Annotated in this window: 19 protein-coding genes; 9 read left to right on the plus strand and 10 right to left on the minus strand. The window is 43.0% G+C overall.

Annotated elements, in window-relative coordinates:
- Nucleotides 1-45 precede the first annotated feature (45 nt).
- The 9 genes from DK188_RS00190 to DK188_RS00230 all read left to right on the plus strand — a co-directional run bounded on the left by DK188_RS00190 (nucleotide 46) and on the right by DK188_RS00230 (nucleotide 9,216).
- Nucleotides 46-492 carry a sterol desaturase family protein gene (locus DK188_RS00190; protein WP_111668767.1) on the plus strand — a complete coding sequence of 149 codons (447 nt, stop codon included), beginning with the start codon at nucleotides 46-48 and terminating at the stop codon, nucleotides 490-492.
- Entirely contained in the window at nucleotides 489-1,385 is an 897-nt protein-coding gene (locus DK188_RS00195; protein ID WP_111668768.1) for a MerR family transcriptional regulator, read from the plus strand. The genes DK188_RS00190 and DK188_RS00195 overlap by 4 nt, the downstream gene beginning before the upstream one ends.
- A gap of 192 nt (nucleotides 1,386-1,577) precedes the next feature.
- The gene (locus DK188_RS00200) at nucleotides 1,578-2,090 is read left to right on the plus strand and encodes an RNA polymerase sigma factor (RefSeq protein ID WP_111668769.1); all 513 of its coding nucleotides are present in this window, start codon (nucleotides 1,578-1,580) and stop codon (nucleotides 2,088-2,090) included.
- Nucleotides 2,091-2,094: 4 nt separating this feature from the next.
- The gene (locus DK188_RS00205) at nucleotides 2,095-3,579 is read left to right on the plus strand and encodes a phytoene desaturase family protein (RefSeq protein ID WP_111668770.1); all 1,485 of its coding nucleotides are present in this window, start codon (nucleotides 2,095-2,097) and stop codon (nucleotides 3,577-3,579) included.
- A gap of 21 nt (nucleotides 3,580-3,600) precedes the next feature.
- Nucleotides 3,601-4,443, plus strand: coding sequence for a phytoene/squalene synthase family protein (locus DK188_RS00210; protein ID WP_111668771.1), 843 nt, complete (start codon nucleotides 3,601-3,603; stop codon nucleotides 4,441-4,443).
- A complete protein-coding gene (locus tag DK188_RS00215) occupies nucleotides 4,443-5,162 on the plus strand; it encodes a lycopene cyclase domain-containing protein (RefSeq protein WP_111668772.1) in 720 nt (239 codons plus the stop codon). The genes DK188_RS00210 and DK188_RS00215 overlap by 1 nt, the downstream gene beginning before the upstream one ends.
- Nucleotides 5,159-6,004: a 4-hydroxy-3-methylbut-2-enyl diphosphate reductase gene (locus DK188_RS00220; RefSeq protein WP_111668773.1), complete on the plus strand. Its 846-nt coding sequence runs from the start codon at nucleotides 5,159-5,161 to the stop codon at nucleotides 6,002-6,004. Before DK188_RS00215 ends, DK188_RS00220 begins: the two co-directional genes overlap by 4 nt.
- A 17-nt stretch (nucleotides 6,005-6,021) precedes the next feature.
- Nucleotides 6,022-6,732 carry a fatty acid desaturase gene (locus DK188_RS00225; protein ID WP_111668774.1) on the plus strand — a complete coding sequence of 237 codons (711 nt, stop codon included), beginning with the start codon at nucleotides 6,022-6,024 and terminating at the stop codon, nucleotides 6,730-6,732.
- Between the two features lie 81 nt (nucleotides 6,733-6,813).
- Nucleotides 6,814-9,216, plus strand: coding sequence for a TonB-dependent receptor (locus tag DK188_RS00230; RefSeq protein WP_111668775.1), 2,403 nt, complete (start codon nucleotides 6,814-6,816; stop codon nucleotides 9,214-9,216).
- On the opposite strand, the gene DK188_RS00235 is transcribed toward DK188_RS00230, so the two are convergent.
- From DK188_RS00235 to DK188_RS00280, 10 genes are all read right to left on the minus strand, one after another.
- Entirely contained in the window at nucleotides 9,213-9,674 is a 462-nt protein-coding gene (locus DK188_RS00235) for a YdeI/OmpD-associated family protein (protein WP_111668776.1), read from the minus strand. The genes DK188_RS00230 and DK188_RS00235 overlap by 4 nt on opposite strands.
- 42 nt (nucleotides 9,675-9,716) lie before the next feature.
- Nucleotides 9,717-10,163: an outer membrane insertion C- signal gene (locus tag DK188_RS00240; protein ID WP_111668777.1), complete on the minus strand. Its 447-nt coding sequence runs from the start codon at nucleotides 10,161-10,163 to the stop codon at nucleotides 9,717-9,719.
- A 55-nt stretch (nucleotides 10,164-10,218) separates the two neighbouring features.
- Nucleotides 10,219-11,208, minus strand: a complete 990-nt coding sequence (locus DK188_RS00245) for a TolB family protein (protein ID WP_111668778.1) — start codon at nucleotides 11,206-11,208, stop codon at nucleotides 10,219-10,221.
- A 38-nt stretch (nucleotides 11,209-11,246) separates the two neighbouring features.
- Entirely contained in the window at nucleotides 11,247-12,710 is a 1,464-nt protein-coding gene (locus tag DK188_RS00250; protein WP_111668779.1) for a pyridoxal phosphate-dependent decarboxylase family protein, read from the minus strand.
- 4 nt (nucleotides 12,711-12,714) lie between these two features.
- Nucleotides 12,715-14,481 (minus strand): arylsulfatase, encoded by a 1,767-nt coding sequence (locus tag DK188_RS00255; RefSeq protein ID WP_111668780.1) that lies wholly within the window; start codon nucleotides 14,479-14,481, stop codon nucleotides 12,715-12,717.
- A 10-nt stretch (nucleotides 14,482-14,491) separates the two neighbouring features.
- Nucleotides 14,492-14,860, minus strand: coding sequence for a DMT family protein (locus DK188_RS00260; RefSeq protein WP_111668781.1), 369 nt, complete (start codon nucleotides 14,858-14,860; stop codon nucleotides 14,492-14,494).
- Between the two features lie 11 nt (nucleotides 14,861-14,871).
- Nucleotides 14,872-15,612 (minus strand): TMEM175 family protein, encoded by a 741-nt coding sequence (locus DK188_RS00265; protein WP_111668782.1) that lies wholly within the window; start codon nucleotides 15,610-15,612, stop codon nucleotides 14,872-14,874.
- 108 nt (nucleotides 15,613-15,720) lie between these two features.
- On the minus strand, nucleotides 15,721-16,500 hold the full coding sequence (locus DK188_RS00270; RefSeq protein ID WP_111668783.1) for a hypothetical protein: 780 nt from the start codon (nucleotides 16,498-16,500) through the stop codon (nucleotides 15,721-15,723).
- Nucleotides 16,501-16,636: 136 nt separating this feature from the next.
- Entirely contained in the window at nucleotides 16,637-17,572 is a 936-nt protein-coding gene (locus DK188_RS00275; protein WP_111668784.1) for a glycosyltransferase family 2 protein, read from the minus strand.
- A 7-nt stretch (nucleotides 17,573-17,579) separates the two neighbouring features.
- Nucleotides 17,580-18,809 carry an FAD-dependent oxidoreductase gene (locus DK188_RS00280; protein ID WP_157963133.1) on the minus strand — a complete coding sequence of 410 codons (1,230 nt, stop codon included), beginning with the start codon at nucleotides 18,807-18,809 and terminating at the stop codon, nucleotides 17,580-17,582.
- Nucleotides 18,810-18,840: the final 31 nt, after the last annotated feature.

Genomic DNA, 18,840 nt, shown 5'->3' on the forward strand with positions numbered 1-18,840 from the left:
GAAATTTGTATCCAACAAAATTCCCCATTTCAGGTTATCCCGATAATGATTACAGCATTCATATTTATTGCTTTAGGTTTTGCGACGATGGAATTTTCAGGTTGGTTTATTCATAAATACCTGATGCATGGTCCGCTTTGGATGATTCATAAAACCCATCATCAACCTTCGAAGACGTTCTTCGAGCTGAATGATTTATTCTCATTGCTATTCGGAAGTGTTGCTGTGATTTTGATTATCAAAGGAATCGACACTTTGGATTATCGATTTTGGATGGGTATTGGTATCAGCGTATATGGACTATTATACTTTGTACTTCATGACGTACTGGTACACCGCAGGTTAAAATGGTTTGATCGACCAAAAACCACCTTCCTGAAGGGTATATTCAAAGCCCATCAGGCACATCACCGCACCAATCAAAAAGAAGATGCGGTTTCGTTTGGCCTTTTTGTAGTCCCCAAAAAATTCTTTAAAGACGAGGAAAATTGAGCACTTATTCAATTAAAGATCTGGAACACCTGTCGGGAATCAAAGCCCACACACTTCGTATTTGGGAGCAGCGCTATGATTTGATTCGCCCAAAACGGACAGATACCAACATTCGGTACTACGACGACGATAACCTTAAACTCATCCTAAATGTAGCCCTTCTTAATGATAACGGCTACAAAATCAGCAAGATAGCTTCCATGGATATGGAAGAAATGCGGGCTGAGGTGATGAAACTGACCGACAGGACACTGACCCACGACGATCAGATCCACGCTCTGACGATCTGCATGATCGAAATGGACGAGGAGCGATTTGACAAGGTCCTATCCACCAACATCCTGAAGCTTGGTTTCGAGCAGACCATGATGAACATTGTCTATCCCTTCATGTCCAAGATCGGTGTACTCTGGCAGACTGGTGCGATTAATCCGGCTCACGAACATTTTATTTCAAACCTAGTTCGCCAAAAACTCATCGTGGCCATCGATGGGCAGGTAGTCAGCGGAGACGGAAAAAAGTTTCTGCTGTTTTTACCAGAAGGAGAACTGCATGAGATTTCCCTATTGTTTGCATCCTTTCTGATCAAAAGCAAGGGCAACAAGGTCATTTATCTTGGACAAAATACGCCTTATGATGACTTGATGACAGTATACAACATTCATCAGCCAGAGTATATGATGACTGTGATCACCACGTCTCCGACTTCAGAATCTGCCCAGGAATACCTGAACTTATTGGCTGAAAATTTTTCAAAAACGCAAATCTTGGTCACCGGCTACCAAGTGATCGGTCAGGATCTCATGCTCCCTCCAAATGTGAAGCTGATGACCTATATCCGAGATATCAAGGTTTTGCTGGATGAAATGACCTTGGTGCCTCAGGAGAAATAGTTTAAATAAACGATTCATTAATTAAACAAAAGGCATCTTGTAAAAAAGGTGCCTTTTGTCGTTCATACTGCCATTTATCAATCAATTAAAGTATTTGAAATTATTTGTTGAATCTTTTTGAAAAAAAATTCCACATTATGTTTGCATTTTGTTTAATCATGATTAGATTTGATTCAACAAAAACAAACAGCCATGACGACTCTTGAATTTAGCTACTCACTCAACAAGCTTTCTAGCTCGTTAAAGCCATTTGCCATGAAACTGACTCGGGATGTAGATGATGCCAATGATCTACTCCAAGACACCATGGTGAAAGCCTTCACCAACAAAGACAAATTTGCCGAGGGTACTAACCTAAAAGCATGGCTGTACACCATCATGAAGAACACCTTCATCACCAATTACCAACGGATGGTGAGAAGAGGAACTTTCGTGGACACAACTGATAATCTTCATTACATCAACTCCAGTGACTCGCTGATTGAAAATGGAGTTTTCGGCAATTTTACCATGGACGACATCAATGAGGCGATTGACAAACTGGATGATGTCTACAAAACACCTTTCATGATGCACTTCAGAGGATTCAAGTACCATGAAATCGCCGAAAAGCTCCAAATTCCAATTGGAACTGTAAAAAATAGGATTCATATTGCCCGTAAACTTCTCAAGGAGGACTTGATGGTCTACAAGCATAAAAATTAATTCAATGCCTAAAAAACATGTCGTGGTAATCGGGTCCGGATTTGCAGGACTATCAGTAGCCACACATCTAGCGAATACCAAAAGTTTTTCAGTCACCCTTCTTGAAAAAAACGATTCCCCAGGCGGTCGAGCCCGAAAGTTCGAACACCAGGGGTTTGTTTTTGATATGGGGCCCAGTTGGTATTGGATGCCGGATGTTTTTGAAGATTACTTTGCCCAGTTTGGTAAAAAACCCTCAGACTATTACGAATTGCTGCGCTTGGATCCTTCCTACGCAGTCATTTATGGTGACAAAGATGTTTTGGATATTCCTGCGGATTTGGGTGAATTTAAACAGATGCTGGATAACATCGAGTCCGGTGCTGGTGCCCAGTTAGATAAATTTTTGGCACAGGCCAAATATAAATATCAGGTAGGGATTCATGATCTGGTAAAAAAACCAAGTAGATCTTTGATGGAATTTGCTTCGCCAAGTCTGCTTGTGGACATGATCCGAATGGACATCTTCCAGTCTATGTCTAAGCATGTGAGGAAGTATTTTTCCCACGATAAGATCATCCGGCTGATGGAGTTTCCGGTATTATTTCTCGGGGAAACTGCAGAAAATATCCCTGCACTCTACAGCTTAATGAACTATGCCGACATTGCTTTGGGTACCTGGTATCCAAAGAAAGGGATGCATGAAATCATCAAAGGGATGGTATCCCTGGCAGAAGAAAAAGGTGTCCACATCCAATATTCCGCCGAAGTAGAAAAAATCAATGTGGAAAATGGCTTGGCCAAAAGCCTGGTGCTAAAATCTGGAGAAATCATCAAAGCCGACATTATAATTGCCGGTGCGGATTACCATCATGTGGACAGACATTTGTTGGATCCTGAATACAGCAACTATTCAGAAAAATATTGGGATGAGCGTGTGATGGCGCCATCGAGTTTGCTTTTTTACCTTGGAATAAATAAGCGCCTTAAAAATCTTCGCCATCACAACTTGTTTTTTGATGAACCACTAGGACCTCATGCAGACGCTATCTACACCAATCCACGATGGCCCGAGAAGCCCTTATTCTATGCCTCTGTCCCTTCAATCACAGACCCGACTGTCGCGCCGGAAGGTATGGAAAACCTATTCCTTTTGATTCCTTTGGCTCCGGATTTGGAAGATTCGGAAGAGATGAGGGAGAAATACTTTGGGATCATCATGGATCGCCTTGAAAAAATTTCCGGACAGGAAATCCGCTCTCACATTGTCTACAAAAGATCCTACGCACACTCGGATTTCAAAGCTGACTACCATGCTTTCAAGGGTAATGCCTATGGACTGGCGAATACGCTATTCCAAACCGCGATTTTAAAGCCTGGACTGAAAAACAAAAAGGTGAAAAACCTGTATTATACAGGACAACTGACGGTGCCTGGACCAGGTGTCCCTCCGTCGTTGATATCAGGAGGGGTAGTGGCGAGAGAGGTGATGAAAGAAAACAAATTGTAGACAAAAAGGTATATTCAAGCAATGGATGCAATTGCGCTTTTTGACCAAACCACCTTGGAGTGCAGCCGGCTGATCACACAGCGGTATAGCACCAGCTTCACGCTCGGGATAAAAACCCTGGACAAAAAGCTACACCTACCGATTTATGCCATCTACGGATTCGTTCGTTATGCAGACGAGATTGTGGATACCTTTCATAATCAGGATAAGCAATCCCTCCTGAAACGATTCAAAAAGGACACCTATGAGGCTATTGAAGCGGGAATTTCATTGAACCCTGTTCTTCATGCGTTCCAACTGATTGTGAACAAATACAAGATCGACTTGGATCTGATAGAGGCATTTCTCCACAGCATGGAAATGGACCTTGACTTCAAGACCTACAACGACTCCAAATACCACGAATACATCTACGGATCTGCCGAAGTCGTTGGGCTCATGTGCCTCAAAGTGTTCTGTGATGGTGATCAGGAGATGTATCTCAAACTCAGAGAACCTGCCTGTAAATTGGGTGCTGCTTTCCAGAAAGTAAATTTTCTTCGGGACATCAAAAGTGATTTCGAGGAGCGGGGAAGGGTCTATTTTCCCGGAGTTGATTTCAACCACTTCGACAAATCAGTAAAAAACCTGATTGAACAGGACATCCAAAAGGATTTTGATGATTCCTTGATCGGTATCGAGCAACTTCCCAAATGCGCAAAGCTTGGTGTGAAAGTCGCCTACCTGTATTACCAAAAGCTTTTTGACAAAATCAAAGGCCTTCCAGCCGAAACGATCACACAGAAGCGGATCAGAATTCCTAATTCCCAAAAGATCTCACTCCTCCTAGGAACATATTTCGAATCCAAACTTGGAATCACCTGATGGAAAAATATGTATACATAGGTGTGATACTCTTTGCCTTGTCCTATCCGCTGGCACAATCTTTTGAACGTCGGATCCGGTATTCCACCAAATGGTATGCGCTGTTTCCTGCGATCCTGATTACTGCTTTTGTTTTCATCGTTTGGGATTATTGGTTTACCAAAATTGGAGTTTGGGAGTTTAATCCCCGATATGTGCTGGGACTATTTTACCTTGGGCTTCCGCTGGAAGAATGGTTGTTTTTCTTGGTAGTTCCTTTTGCATCGGTATTTATTTATGAAGTGCTGATCTATTTTTTCCCAAAAGACTACTTCCTGCCTTTCGGCAAACCGTTTGTTTACATTTTGGTTCCCTTTCTGATCGGCTTGGGATTACTTCATCTTGACAAATGGTATACCTCTGTCAATTTTCTGTTTGGAGCGGCAGTTCTATTGATCCATTTCTTGGTTTTCAATGATCGCTACCTCGGCCGATTCTTATTTGCCTACCTCGTTCACTTGATCCCTTTTATGCTATGCAATGGGGTCCTGACGGGGGGATTGACTGAAGAGCCAGTGGTCATTTATAACAATTCCGAAAATCTAGGTATCAGAATTTGGACTGTGCCCATTGAGGATTCAATCTATTCTATGTCGCTCCTTCTGATGAATATCAGTATCTTCGAAAGTATTCGAAGCCGAAGAAACAATTCCAGCTCCAAGATGTTTAAAAAGCTATGAAAAATCTCCAAGTTCAAATAGACGATCATTCAGGCTTTTGCTTTGGCGTAGTCTATGCCATCGAAATGGCAGAAGAAATTTTGGACGAGCAAGGCTATTTGTATTGTTTGGGAGATATCGTGCACAATGACGAAGAAGTAAACCGCCTGACCAGAAAGGGATTGAGAATCATCGACCATGAGGAACTGCATGCGCTTACCAATGAAAAGGTGCTCATCCGTGCTCATGGGGAACCACCCTCTACCTACGAATTGGCGATCAAAAATAACCTTACCCTGATAGACGCAAGCTGCCCGGTAGTTTTGAAGCTGCAGAATCGAATCAAAAACTCATTTGACAAGGACGAAACGATCTACATCTATGGAAAGCATGGACATGCTGAAGTGATCGGATTACTTGGCCAGACCAATAATAAAGCCGTGGTCTTCCAAGACATCTCTGAACTGGACATTCCGAGCTTGCCAAAAAGTATCACTCTTTACAGCCAGACGACCAAAAGCACCGACAAATTCTATGAAATCAATGAGATCCTGAGGCAAAATGGAATTGCAGTTAATACCAACGATACCATCTGCCGCCAAGTCTCAAACCGGGATAAGGAGCTCAGGGATTTTGCAGAAAAATTTGACAAAATCGTCTTTGTCAGCGGCACAAAATCCTCCAACGGAAAAGTGCTGTATAATGTCTGCAAAGACAAAAATCAAAATACGTACTTTGTCTCCAACCCCGATCAAATCGATTCGGACTGGTTCAATCCAAACGACTCTGTCGGCATCTGCGGAGCCACCTCCACTCCTATGTGGCTCATGGAGCAAGTGAAAGAACGAATTCTTAACCTTTGAACGAAACCGATTCAGCCATGAATCCGGCAAAGACTTCCTTTTCTACTACAATTGATCCCAAGGGATTAGTAATCGGATGGACCATAATTTTTCTTTGGGCAGGATCATTGGTATACCTCCTGCAAGTCGACCTCGATTGGACAAATCCAGTGGTATACTTGGGTATACTGATTCAAATGCATCTCTATACCGGCCTATTCATCACTGCGCACGATGCGATGCATGGAATAGTTTCTTCCAATAAAAGGTGGAATAACCTCACAGGATGGATTGCTGCACTACTTTTTTCCTATAATTTCTATTGGAAACTTTTTCCAAAACACCACGAACATCATCGCTTTGTAGCCACTGACAAGGATCCGGATTACCATCCTTCGGGAAAATTCTTCATTTGGTACCTGAGTTTTATCAAACAGTACGTCACCGTATGGCAGATCTTATTCATGGCGGTGACTTTTAATATCCTGAAACTTTTCTTGCCAACAGAAAACCTCATCGTCTTCTGGATGGTACCAGCAATACTCTCCACTTTTCAACTTTTCTACTTCGGAACTTACCTTCCGCACATGGGCGAAAGCGACAATAAACATCATTCGACCTCCCAATCCACCAATCATATTTGGGCATTTCTTAGCTGTTATTTTTTCGGATATCACTATGAGCACCATGACTCTCCAGGCACTCCTTGGTGGAGACTTTGGAGAGTGAAAGAGCAACAAACGGCTTAATTCCGCTGATTTTTTTCAATATTCTGTCATATCCGAAACTTTATGACTCTATTTTGATTTTAGTTTAAAACTCCTCACCAAATGAAAATCAGACTGACCCTTCTGGTCTTTTTTATCGTAACCCTTCAGGCTTTTTCGCAAGGTATAATCCGGGGAAAGGTCACCAATCCCGTCAATAACCAACCCGTCGGTTTTGCCAATATTTTGGTATTGAATACGGACTTTGGAGCCATCACTGATGAGGAAGGAAACTACGAGATCAGCGGAATTCCTCCCGGGCTGTACAATGTGCGAGCAAGTTTTGTGGGATATAAAAGCAACACAGCCTTTGAAGTTCAAGTCACGCTGGCCCGTGCGGTTCAGCTGGATTTTGATTTGGAAGAAGATGCCTCAGAACTCAATGAGGTGGTCGTGAGTAGTGAATTTACGCGATCTGAGGAAACACCGCTTTCCGTCCGAAAACTAAACACCAATGAAATCGAGCGGTATCCGGGGGGAAACCGGGACATTTCCAGAGTCATCCAAGCTCTCCCGGGAGTGGCAAGTACGCCCAGTTTTCGAAATGACATTTTGATCCGGGGAGGTGCACCAAATGAAAATAAGTTTTTTGTAGATGAGATAGAGGTGCCCGTGATCAATCACTTTGCCACCCAGGGATCATCCGGTGGACCTGTAGGTATTTTGAATGTCAATCTGATCAAGAACGTAGACCTTATTGCAGGAGGGTTCCCAGCCAATAGAATGGATGCCCTGAGCTCCTTCTTTGAAATTCAACTCAAAGAAGGACGTAGGGACAAAATGGCCACACAGCTGACAGTGGGTGCCTCTGAACTAACCCTATCCAATGAGGGGCCGATTTCTGAGAAAACCACCTACTTGCTTTCTGCCCGAAGATCCTACCTGCAGGGCTTGTTTCGATTATTGGGCTTGCCTTTCCTTCCTACTTTCAATGACTTCCAGCTGAAAACCACCACCAAGCTCAATGAAAAAACGGAGGTGACTTTCATCGGTGTGGGTGCGATTGATAATTTCGAGCTGAATCAGGATATCCCGGAGGACGAAACCGAGGAAGAACGGGAAAATAGACTTTACCTATTGGATGTACTGCCGATTCAGACTCAGTGGAATTACACTACTGGATTGAAGCTAAAGCGTTTTCGGGAAAATGGATTTTGGACTTTTGTCCTGAGTCGAAATATGCTGAACAATCAGTCCATCAAATACGCAGGCAATGATAACAGCACCGAGGCAAACTTGCTTTTTGACTATTCTTCTCAAGAATCAGAAAACAAATTCAGAGCAGAAAACAGCATTTTTGGAAATGGATATACAATCAAGTATGGACTAAACTACCAATATTCACGATACTTCATCAGCAATTTTGACCGGGCAACGTTGGCCTCTTCAGGTGAAGTCATCGACGTGGAATCCACTTCTTTCTTCAACCAATACGGAGCATTCATCTCGGGTTCCAAAAATTTCTCCAACAATCGCCTCCTTCTGACAGGAGGAATACGTATGGACGGTTCTGATTTTGGAGCAACTGCCTCCAACCCATTGAACCAAATCAGTCCAAGAATCTCTGCCTCCTACCAACTGAAACCAAATCTCTTTGCCACTGCCAATGCTGGAATCTATCACCAAAAACCTCCATACACCGTATTGGGATACCGAAATAACCAAGGAGAGCTTGAAAACCAAGACAATGATGTCCGTTTTATCAGAAATTCTCAATTGATCGCAGGAATTGAATTTCTTGTTCCGGAGAAAAATCGGCGATTTACAGCTGAAGCATTCTACAAAAAATACAGCAACTACCCTTCGTCGATCCGAAATGGTATCGCCTTAGCAAACTTGGGTGCTGACTTTGGGGTGATCGGCAATGAACCGGTAGCATCGAATGCAGAAGGAAGAGCCTATGGCTTGGAGATATTGGCACAGCAGCGGCTTTTCAATGACTTTTACGGAATTGCCGCATTGACTTTGGTCAGAAGTGAATTTACCAATCCCAATACCGAGGGATTTGTACCCTCATCATGGGATAATAGGTTCATAGTGAGCCTGACTGCCGGAAAACGATTTGGCAAAAACTGGGAAGTGGGCACAAGATGGAGATTTTTGGGAGGGACACCTTATACCCCATATGATTTGGAAGAATCCAGCTTGATCAGCAATTGGGACCTCAGAGGTGCAGGGATTTTAGATTATTCGCAAATCAATGCGATCCGTTTGGATCCATTCCATCAGTTGGATTTGCGCATAGATAAAAAGTATTTTTTCAAAAACTGGAACCTAAACTGGTATGTGGATATCCAGAATCTCTACAACTTCCAGGCAGAGCAACCTCCGATTTTAATCCCTGTCCGTGATGATTCCGGATCTATTCTAGTGGATCCAAATGATCCAAACAGGTATCAATTGAAACTAATTGAAAATCCAGCTGGAAACCTATTGCCTACGATTGGGATTATTGTTGAATTCTAAGCTTTCTGACCGAGATCTGACAGAAGTTTGACGATTCGGTTTGCTTTGGTCTCTTCCGAATTTGCGCTGTAGATATATTCAATCCATTGCTTTTGCTCTGCATCCGACAGCTTTTGAAACAGCACAAGTTTTCCAGGATCGTCTTCCAGACAATCGATTAATTCGGCGGGAATGGATGTGGGAATTTCGTCACGGTATAGTGTGAAGTGTACCCTGTCTCCTTCTTCTTTCCCGATGGCTTGCCTGATGGGTTTCGCTATCGGCATAAAAAGATGTCCGTCACCCATAGGCATGAGGTGCTTTCCTTCGAAGGTGAAATCATCAATTGTTCCACCTACTTTGAGCATTCCAAAAGCTTTGCCGGAAGGCAAAAGTGTACTAGGGATCTTGATAAAAGTCCAGCCCCCCTTTCCGGGAAATCTTTCCAAAAAAAATTCGCCTTCGATGATCAATTCCATAGCAAAAAAAGAGCAGGTTACCCTGCTCTTATCAATAGTTGTTTAATTAAATCTCCATCGGATATTTAAGCCAAATCCACCAGCATCAAAATCAGTGTTTTCGACAATGATAAAATAAGGTCTCCAGTCGAGTCCAATCGTGATGGGAATCTCTGAAAAAGGATATTCTGCACCAATCTCTCCAGCCACACCAAATCTGAAATTGTCCGCAAGAAACAATGAAGGACCGAAACCAGCGTACCATTTGAAATCTGAGTCTGCGATGTCATCGTAAACCGGGTTCCAAAGTGCATCAATACCTACTCCTCCGTTTCCAAAGCTGACATCGGCGTGGATTCTGCTGAAATCTCCCAAGGCGAAGACCCCATCAATGGCAACATTGTTCCCATTAACATTGCCGAAGCGGATACCGACTTCCTGAGCTTGTGATTCCAAGGCCGCAAAGATTGCAAGACCAAAAACGAGTACTAGTAGTTTTATTGTTTTCATATCTGGTATTAAAAGTTTGAGATCAATTAGCCAAAATTACGCCAACCACACTTTTTCAACTACCCAAATTGCGCTGTTTCTTAACAAAAACCGGAGCAAGCTGGGTTTTAAGCAATGTATCAGTCAAGATTCTCGACTCTTTACTCTCCCAATCCATCAGAACGATGTGATATTGCCTCGAGATTGTGTCCTGATATTGGTCAAAAATAAACCATTTCCCATCCGGACTCCAGTCATGGTAAACTTCATCTTTGCCTCCTGCGCTGATCTGCCACTGCTTAGATCCATCTGGACTGACGCCAAAGATGTAAGTTCCATTACCTCTAGAGCTCGCATAGGAAATGAAATTCTCCGTGGGGTGCCATTTAAGTGCTCCAGCTTTGTATCCAAAACCTTTTGCTGCAGGATCATCTGTCGGAAAATGGGTTAATTGTCTTTCCCCGCTACCATCCCTCTTGATGAGGAAAACCTCCGGAAATACTCCTTCAGCTTTTGCTTTTGGACTTTTTACAAAAGCAATCTGTAATCCATCCGGAGAAAAAACGGGATCTTGAAATCTAAACGAAGTATCATTAGTAAATGGCTTAAATTCGCCATTACTGAGATTGATCAGGAAAAGTTGATAGCGAATCCCCTCTTCAGGTCTTGCCGATACAATCATTTCATTGGTCTGCGAATCCAAATCCATCCAACTGTCTTCCAACCTAAGGTCAGACAGTTTTTTAATTTGCGAACCATCAGACTTCATTTCATACAGAAAGAAATTCCTGTAAGCAGTATCACGATCGCTGATGAAATAGATCTTGTCCGCCACTGCCAAATAAGTCCAAGCCACATCGGGATGATTACTTATATTCTTGGAGTGCTTGCTGCTATCCTCCGGATCCAAAACTCGGATTTCCCAATTATCTTTTGCCAAAGAATCTGGCTCAAAGGTATTGAATGCGACCAGGTATCGGTCTTCAACTGAGTTGGTGATTTGGGCTTTTTGTCCACAGGAATAAAGGAAGATCGCCGAAACGATCAAATAGAAGATTGATTTCATAGGGCTGGATGTTTATCGAATTTATGCTTTTTTGGAAGTTATATTTCAACTTCTCTTCCAATTCTCAAAACCTCTCTGATCAATAAATCCATATCCTCCATGCGAGTACGCTGATTGACATTAGCTACTCGAAGGGTGTATTTGCCATTCAAAATCGTAGAACTTGGCGAGGCAATCCCTTCCTCTTGGAGTCGAAGTAAAATCTCACGATTCAAGTCCAGAAGCTGATCCTCTGAATGGCCCGGTTTGATCATCCGAAAGCAGGTGATACTCATGGATACCGGCGCCATCAGCTCGAGATCAGGATGGGACTCGACCAATTCTGCCAAATATTCTGCCTGCCGGTTGTTTTGGGCGATCATTTGTGCATATTTCTCTCTGCCATGCTCTTTGAGCGACATCCAGATTTTGAGCGCTTTGAATCCTCGTGAAAGTTCAAATCCGTAATTATTGATCGAATCCAAACCTCCGGATAAGCCCCGCTTCTCCTGAAGTAGGTAATTGGGAGTAATGGCAAAGGACTCCCGATGCTTATCGGCATCTCGGATCAAGGTACACCCCACTTCATAAGGGACATACAGCCACTTATGGAGGTCAAAGGCGAGACTATCTGCTTGCTCGATAGCTTTTAGCCGGGAGGCATATTTTACATCAAGTTTTGCAAGGGCGCCATAGGCACCATCCACATGAAACCACATCCCGTATTTCTTCGATACGACCAACAGCTCATCCATGGGATCTATTGCTCCGGTATTCACTGTACCCGAAGTGCCCACTATGCAAAAGGGTAAAAGTCCTGCCGCCAGATCTGCCTGAATCTGAGAGTCCAATCTATCTATCAGCATTTCATATCGCTCATTTACCTCTATTTTGCGAACTGCTTCGGTCCCCAAACCGATGATTTCAGCCGCTTTTTGGACACAGGAATGGGTCTCCACAGAGCAATACAACACCAGCTGAGCTGAGGCAGCCTTCAGCCCTTTTTTCCGAATATTTTCATTCTGAAATGAATTCCTTGCCACAGTCAGTGCGGTGATATTCGCCATCGAGCCTCCACTTACTAGGATTCCAGAAGCATCCGCGGGGAAGTTCATCAGCTCCTTACACCAATTGACCACTTGCCGATCTACATACATGGCCGAATGCTCTCCGATAGCCACGTTAGGATTCATACCAGAGGCTAAAAGATCCGCCAAAACACCCAAGGGCGTTCCAGTCCCTTGAATCCAGGCAAAAAAGCGGGGATGAACATTCCCCTTGTTGTATGGAAAGATAAATTCTCTAAACTCCCGATACACCTCCTCCGGACTTTGGCCCACTTCGGGAATGGATTGTTCCAAGTGCTGTTTTACAGAGTCAGGAATAGGTTTCCAGATCTTTTCGTCGCGGATATTTTCCCAATAATCAAAAAGGTCATCGATCATCTGGTGGCCAAGTTGGCGTATAGCGGGCCAATTTTCAGGATCAAGCGTAAGGTTTTTGGTTGATTTGTTTTTTTCCATGAGTTTATTTTTCACCAGCCTCCACCGGACGAAGTCTAATGCTGTAGATATCACCAAGCCCTACCTGGGGAATATCACTTGCAGTCACTCGAAATTCTTGAAGGCCAGGACCTAATTGGATTTTTCCAATTGAGATTAGACCCCAAGTTTGTTCAGGCGCTTCTTTTCGTGGTACTCGATCAGGGCTTGAAATAGATTTGGGGTAAAAAGCTTCCGAAAGGATCCATTCCAAGTGAGATGCTCCATGAGTCAATTTCATCTTTGCCCCAACCTGGTCTTCACTGGCAGTGTATTCCAAAAACACCTCAAATTCTCCAGAATCGAGCACATTCACCTTCCAAAAAATGCTGTCACTTTCACCCTTCCAATTGGTCAGCCAATCTTGGGCCCATCCGTGCCCTTCAAAAAACCGGATTTCTCCGGTGAATTTCGCCTCGTAGGCTGGTAAAAAAATCTCGGGGCTTTGGCTCGTGACAGGAATTGGACGATCAGCCAGATTTGGAGGAGCCACTTTTTGAAACCAAGTGAGGTACTCTTTTGAGAGCTTATCTACTGTTTCTGGAGCTTGTGAAGCCAGATTCTCGGTTTGGTTTGGATCATCTTTTAAGTTATATAATTCAAATCCTGAATGAAGCAAAGCCAGCAGCAGCGAGTCTCTGCGGATGGCGCCAGGAAAGGGACCAAATTCACCTTGAGAGAAAGCCACATGGGAGTAGATAGCTCTGGATACGTTTTGGGGTTCACCTTTGAGCGAAGCGGCCAGACTGATCCCATCAAGACTCCGCTCTCCGTTTACCGTCAAGGAAAGTAGCTCTGCCAACGTGGGTAAAATATCAATATGCGCAGCAGGAGTATGAATTATGCTAGGAACAATGGTTCCCGGCCATTTCCAAAAAGAAGGAACACGTACGCCACCTTCATGTACAGAACCCTTGATGCCTTTCATTCCAGCATTGAATCTGTTTCCATTTGGGCCATTGTCAGTCAGGAAAATCACCACCGTGTTTTCATCTAGATCAAGGAGTTCAAGCTTTTCCAATATCCTACCGATGTTGTGGTCAATGTTACTCACCATTCCATATACAGCTGCCAGCTCATCCTCCAGCCCTGTCATTTTGTATGGGCTATAAAACTCATCCGGAACTTGGTGGGGACTATGAGGAGTATTGAAAGCGAGGTAGGCGAAAAAAGGCTGATCCCGATTTTTGTCGATAAATTCCAAGATTTCGTCTGTCAAAACATCAGGGAGATAGCCGGGAAAAGATTGACTTTCACCATCTTTCTCCAATTGAGTGTCAAAATAATTGGACCAGTGACCCGCCAAAAATCCGGTGAATTCATCAAAGCCTTGAGCTAATGGATGGTGCGGATAATGTTGCCCATTGTGCCATTTTCCAAAAATTCCTGTGTGATATCCATTATCCTGAAATAGCTCTCCCAGAGTATACTCTTCTGCATCCATGGTTTCCATACCATTGGAAACCGAAACGGTCCCAGTACTTAAGTGATACCTCCCAGTAAGCAAGCTAGCTCGCGTGGGTGCACAGAGCGGACTGACATAGAATCGGTCAAACTTGGCTGATTCCCTAGCCAACAGATCCAAAACCGGAGTTTTGATGTCGGGATTTTGGTGAATCCCTACATCCCCATATCCTTGATCATCAGTAAGGATGAGAATCACGTTTGGTTTATTTTTCGTCTCCTTTTTCTCACATGAAATCAGTGCAGTCAGCAGAATCAGAAATAGAGCCAAGCTTACTAATCGGGGCATTTTTGGGTTTTCATTTCTTGAAAATAAAGTAAACTGCCAGTATTAAAAAGATCGCTCCGATTAGATGGTTGAGTTTCAGGGTTTCATTTTTGAACGCAATCAAAGTAAAGATCATGAAAATCACCAAAGTAATGACTTCCTGCAGGACCTTCAGTTGGACTAGAGAAAAGGGTCCACCATTTCCTGAAAAGCCTATCTTATTTGCCGGCACTTGAAACAGGTATTCAAAAAGCGCGATCCCCCAACTAATCAGAATCACCGAAACCAGGCCCAGCTTGCTAAACCATTTCCACTCGGCAAATTTCAGATGGCCATACCAAGCGAGCGTCATAAAGGTGTTGGATAGGACAAGTAGTCCTATCGTGAAAAGAGCTTTCATTTGTATTTAAGTTAGTCTATCGAGTCGGTAAAAAAGTCCGAGTCTTCTTTCATCAAAGATTCATATTTTTTGATCCAAAAAAACATCAGTGGAGAGTATAGCATATACGCCATACCTCCCCAAAAAGAAGCCCATATAAAACTCCATTTTCTAAATAGTATAATAATGAGGATGGAGAAGATCGGTACACCACACATGATCACCATTCGCCACAGGTGCATCCTTGTATGAATTACTTCCTTTGAATTTAATCTGAGTTTGAGTCGGATTTTAAACACCCTGATGTAAAGGAGAAGCATCGTAAAATATATCCCAAATGCCACGAACCCGTAAAAGATCATCAAATCGGGAACTTGGTTTCCTTTTATTTGGAGTTGAAGGTCAGTTTGAAAGATTAAATTGGTCAAAAATAAAGTCCAAAACCTCAGGGGATAGACATAAAAAATGACCAGCGCGATGAAGAGAATATTAAGGGAAACAATGACGGAATCTGCCAATCCGTATAGCACTGAAAATTTCACGTGCTCTCTCCAAATCAGCGTAAGAAAAGCTATGCTGACTAAAAACGCTGGGAGAGTTTTGGTAAAAGTTACCATATCTCCAAAAGAATTGGGATTAGTCAGATTAAAGATGAGCAAGGTAATCGCAATGCCAAATACGGCATCTGTCAGTCCATCCAATCGATCGGGATTTTCACCTCTGTAGTGAAACCAAGGGTTTTTATTCGGCGCAGGAAAAATTCGACTAGCCATATTTTTTTGATTCAAAATACGGATTGCTCCCAGTAAAAAAAACCTTCTGACTTACTGATAATCAGAAAATTCTTGGAATTTATATTAATCCTACTGGTCAGAGAGGGTTCAGAGCCCCCACTGTTTTTCCAAGTCATGAAGTGGCTTTAAGGAAACTTCCGTACCTGCCTCACCATGATTTGCGTAATCAAAAGGATTATCCAAATCCTTGATCAGGAGAATCATGTAATAGATCAAAAAAGTAACCAATATGGTCAGAAATAAGGAGGCATAAAACGGGGTTATTTTTATCAAAATAAGCCCAATACCCGTCAAAAATCCCATTGCCTCCACAATCGCATAAGCAGATCCCACAAATGAGGTATCCCGGATTGTATCAATTCTCAACACCATCTTGCGGATAGCATTTTGCTCACTTTTCATTTTGATGAGGTAATTTGGCTGTACCCCTTCTTTTTCAAGGAGCACAAAAAAATCATTCATTCCACTGATTTTCTCCAGGAGGATCAGCGTTCGCTCCTTTTTATAAAACCAAGCACTCAAAGCTGCGAGAAGCATTCGATAATAGTCAAATAATTCCTTAGCAGAAGCTGAATCTTTGGCTTTCCAGATCGTGTACGTATCATCCCACATGGACCGCAAAGAAGCGGTAAGCTCACTGGGGAGTTTCTCAGACTCTTTAAAATCGGAAAGTACGCCACTGATCAAAAACCCAATCAAAAAAATCGTGCCTGCCACCAAACTGGTAAAGAGCGTATTGAGCTCCATGACTTCCAAATCTGCTAAATGAGCTGCAGTTTTTAGACCCGCAATTCCCAAAACAAGTGGGAGAACTTTGCCCACAAGGGACCATTTCTGAAACAGTTGCTTGAATCGATCTTTTGGCATGGAAATTTAAAGCAAGCGATTTACTTTAAATTCGACGAAATATTCTGCACGCAATATTATTTTTTCTTTAAGGTTTTGGCAATCATACTGATTACCCAAATAAAGTTCTTCTCAGCAGGTCTAACAGTTAAAAAAATCAGTCTAATCCAGTATCGTTTCGGACTTTTTGGATCAAGCTTCCTCTTTTTCCCCACGCTTTTCGCCATCGAACTGCCGAAGGGTGAATTTTCAGCTGCTTCAGTATCCAGTCGAAAGGCAAACCAATCACTCTTTTGAATAGGATTTTTGGTTGGAAAAAAAGCTGTGACTGCAAGTCCTTGTAGGCCCAAATTGAGGCTTTTTCCAGAAGTTGGGCTTTCATTTCATTGTCACGAAGCCTTTTGGAAAAATAGTCATGCTCATGACTGAACTTTTTTTTGTAGGAGTTTTTCCTTTCCCCGCTCAAGATAATCAAGCTCCCGACTCTACTCGGAAAATGAAACTGGATTCCAGCCAAAAACGCTCTAAAAATCCATTCTTGTGAAGGAGTGATGTACAAGTCTTTTTCCAACTTCCAAGGACCAAGCTTTGGAACTACTTCCTTTTTCAAAAACCAGGTGGAAGCCACGCTAAAAACATTGGTAGAAAACTTCCCGTCCGGGTGGACACTACACAATTGGACCGGATACCTGCCCGCATCAAAATCTGCCCGATTTGACATCAGGATTTTAATGCCAGGAACTATGAGAAATTCAGCTCCAGATTTTTCAATCTCCTCAATGGACTGCGAGAGATGATCGGGGAAAAACAAATCATCCTGATTGAGAAAGGCAATGTATTTCCCACTAGCCTTTTGCAAGCCAAAGTTGTTGGGAGTGGCTTGTTGACCGCTGTTTTTTTCCAGATTGTAAAAGTGAATTCTAGGATCAGAAAATCCCAAAACCACTGCCTCCGTATCATCAGTACAGCAATCACCTACCACGACAAGTTCCCAATCCTGAAAGTCAGAATCCAGGACAGACTGAATCGCATGTTTCAGCAAATGGCTGGAGTTGTAAGTAGCAGAGATGATGGAAACTAGTGGGAAATTCATAGTCGTCTCAGCCTTTTCCCTCTAGTCTGTCGGCGACCTTCATCGCCAAGTAGGGGATGATGGTATATTTCCCTGTATCGACAGTGTGATAGTTGCCAAAGGATCGAATCCCAACCTCAAATCGCTCATGCAGTCTACTCTCATTTTTATCCACATCCACAGTGCCCAAGGCCAGTATGTCTCCACCAACGGGGTCGACTGCTTCTAGTGGAAATTTCAAGTTGCCCAATGCTGGAACCCGTTCTTTTAGCGCCTCAAAACTTCGCTGAAAAACATCCATTCGCTCATCTTCTGAATATATAGTATCCCAATCTGGCGGCCGATAATCCTCCGACCAACCAGTCCGGCCTACTGGATACCAAGACATGAATACGCCTCTTTCGAGAAAATTGACTGTGTCACCAAATGCACCGAGCACTATCGTTGTGGAAGGCAAATCTTGTTTTTCGAGTGGCACCAAGATTTTGTTTGCAAACTTGTAGCGATGCGACCACTTTCCAAGGGGTTCGATGCCCATAGTCCTGTCTATTTCTAACAGCCCATTCCATGTGGCATTAATCACATCTGAATACTCTTCTTCTATTTGCAAACCTGCATTTCGAGAAATCACTTTCAAGCGCTCCTTGACTTTGGCTACAGCTTCGACTTTTGTATTTAAAATGAGGTTGATATTGGGATCAGATAAAATCGCCTCAGTTAATTTCTCTGCGATATACCTTGGGTCTACAGCGTACTCAGTCGTCTCAAAAATATCATCGATAAACTCGGGATTCCCAATATCCTGCATCTTGGACTTCGGCAATAATTTCGCCTCAAGCGAATCAAACAGCCCGAGATATTTTTTCTTTCCTCCGCCTGATAACTCAGCAAATACCTGACAGCATTTTTGGTAATGAGCATTCAGTTCGGTGGCGTTTAAGAGGGAACCTTTGTGAACTAGGTAGTAAAAAGGGGAAGAAATCATTTCCTCGGGTTTCACATCTACCCAGCGCTGGAGGTACTCCATAAAATGAACTGCTCCGATCAACATGCTATTTGCCGTATGAAAACTTTTATCCATAGCATAGATAAACCCTACGTGAACCTTTCCTTCATTGGCGTAGCTGGCTTTTTTAAGGGGGGCTGAATGCTCTTCGTAGAGATCTACCTTGTATCCCCTTTGGGACAGTTCTAAAGCGACACAGGCTCCTAGACCCCCTGCTCCTAGGATGGCAATTCTTTGATTCTTAGTGGACAAAATAGAATGAGTTTGGTGGTTAGGTTTTTGA

The organism is Algoriphagus litoralis, from assembly GCF_003259255.1.
Classification (GTDB): Bacteria; Bacteroidota; Bacteroidia; order Cytophagales; family Cyclobacteriaceae; genus Algoriphagus; species Algoriphagus litoralis.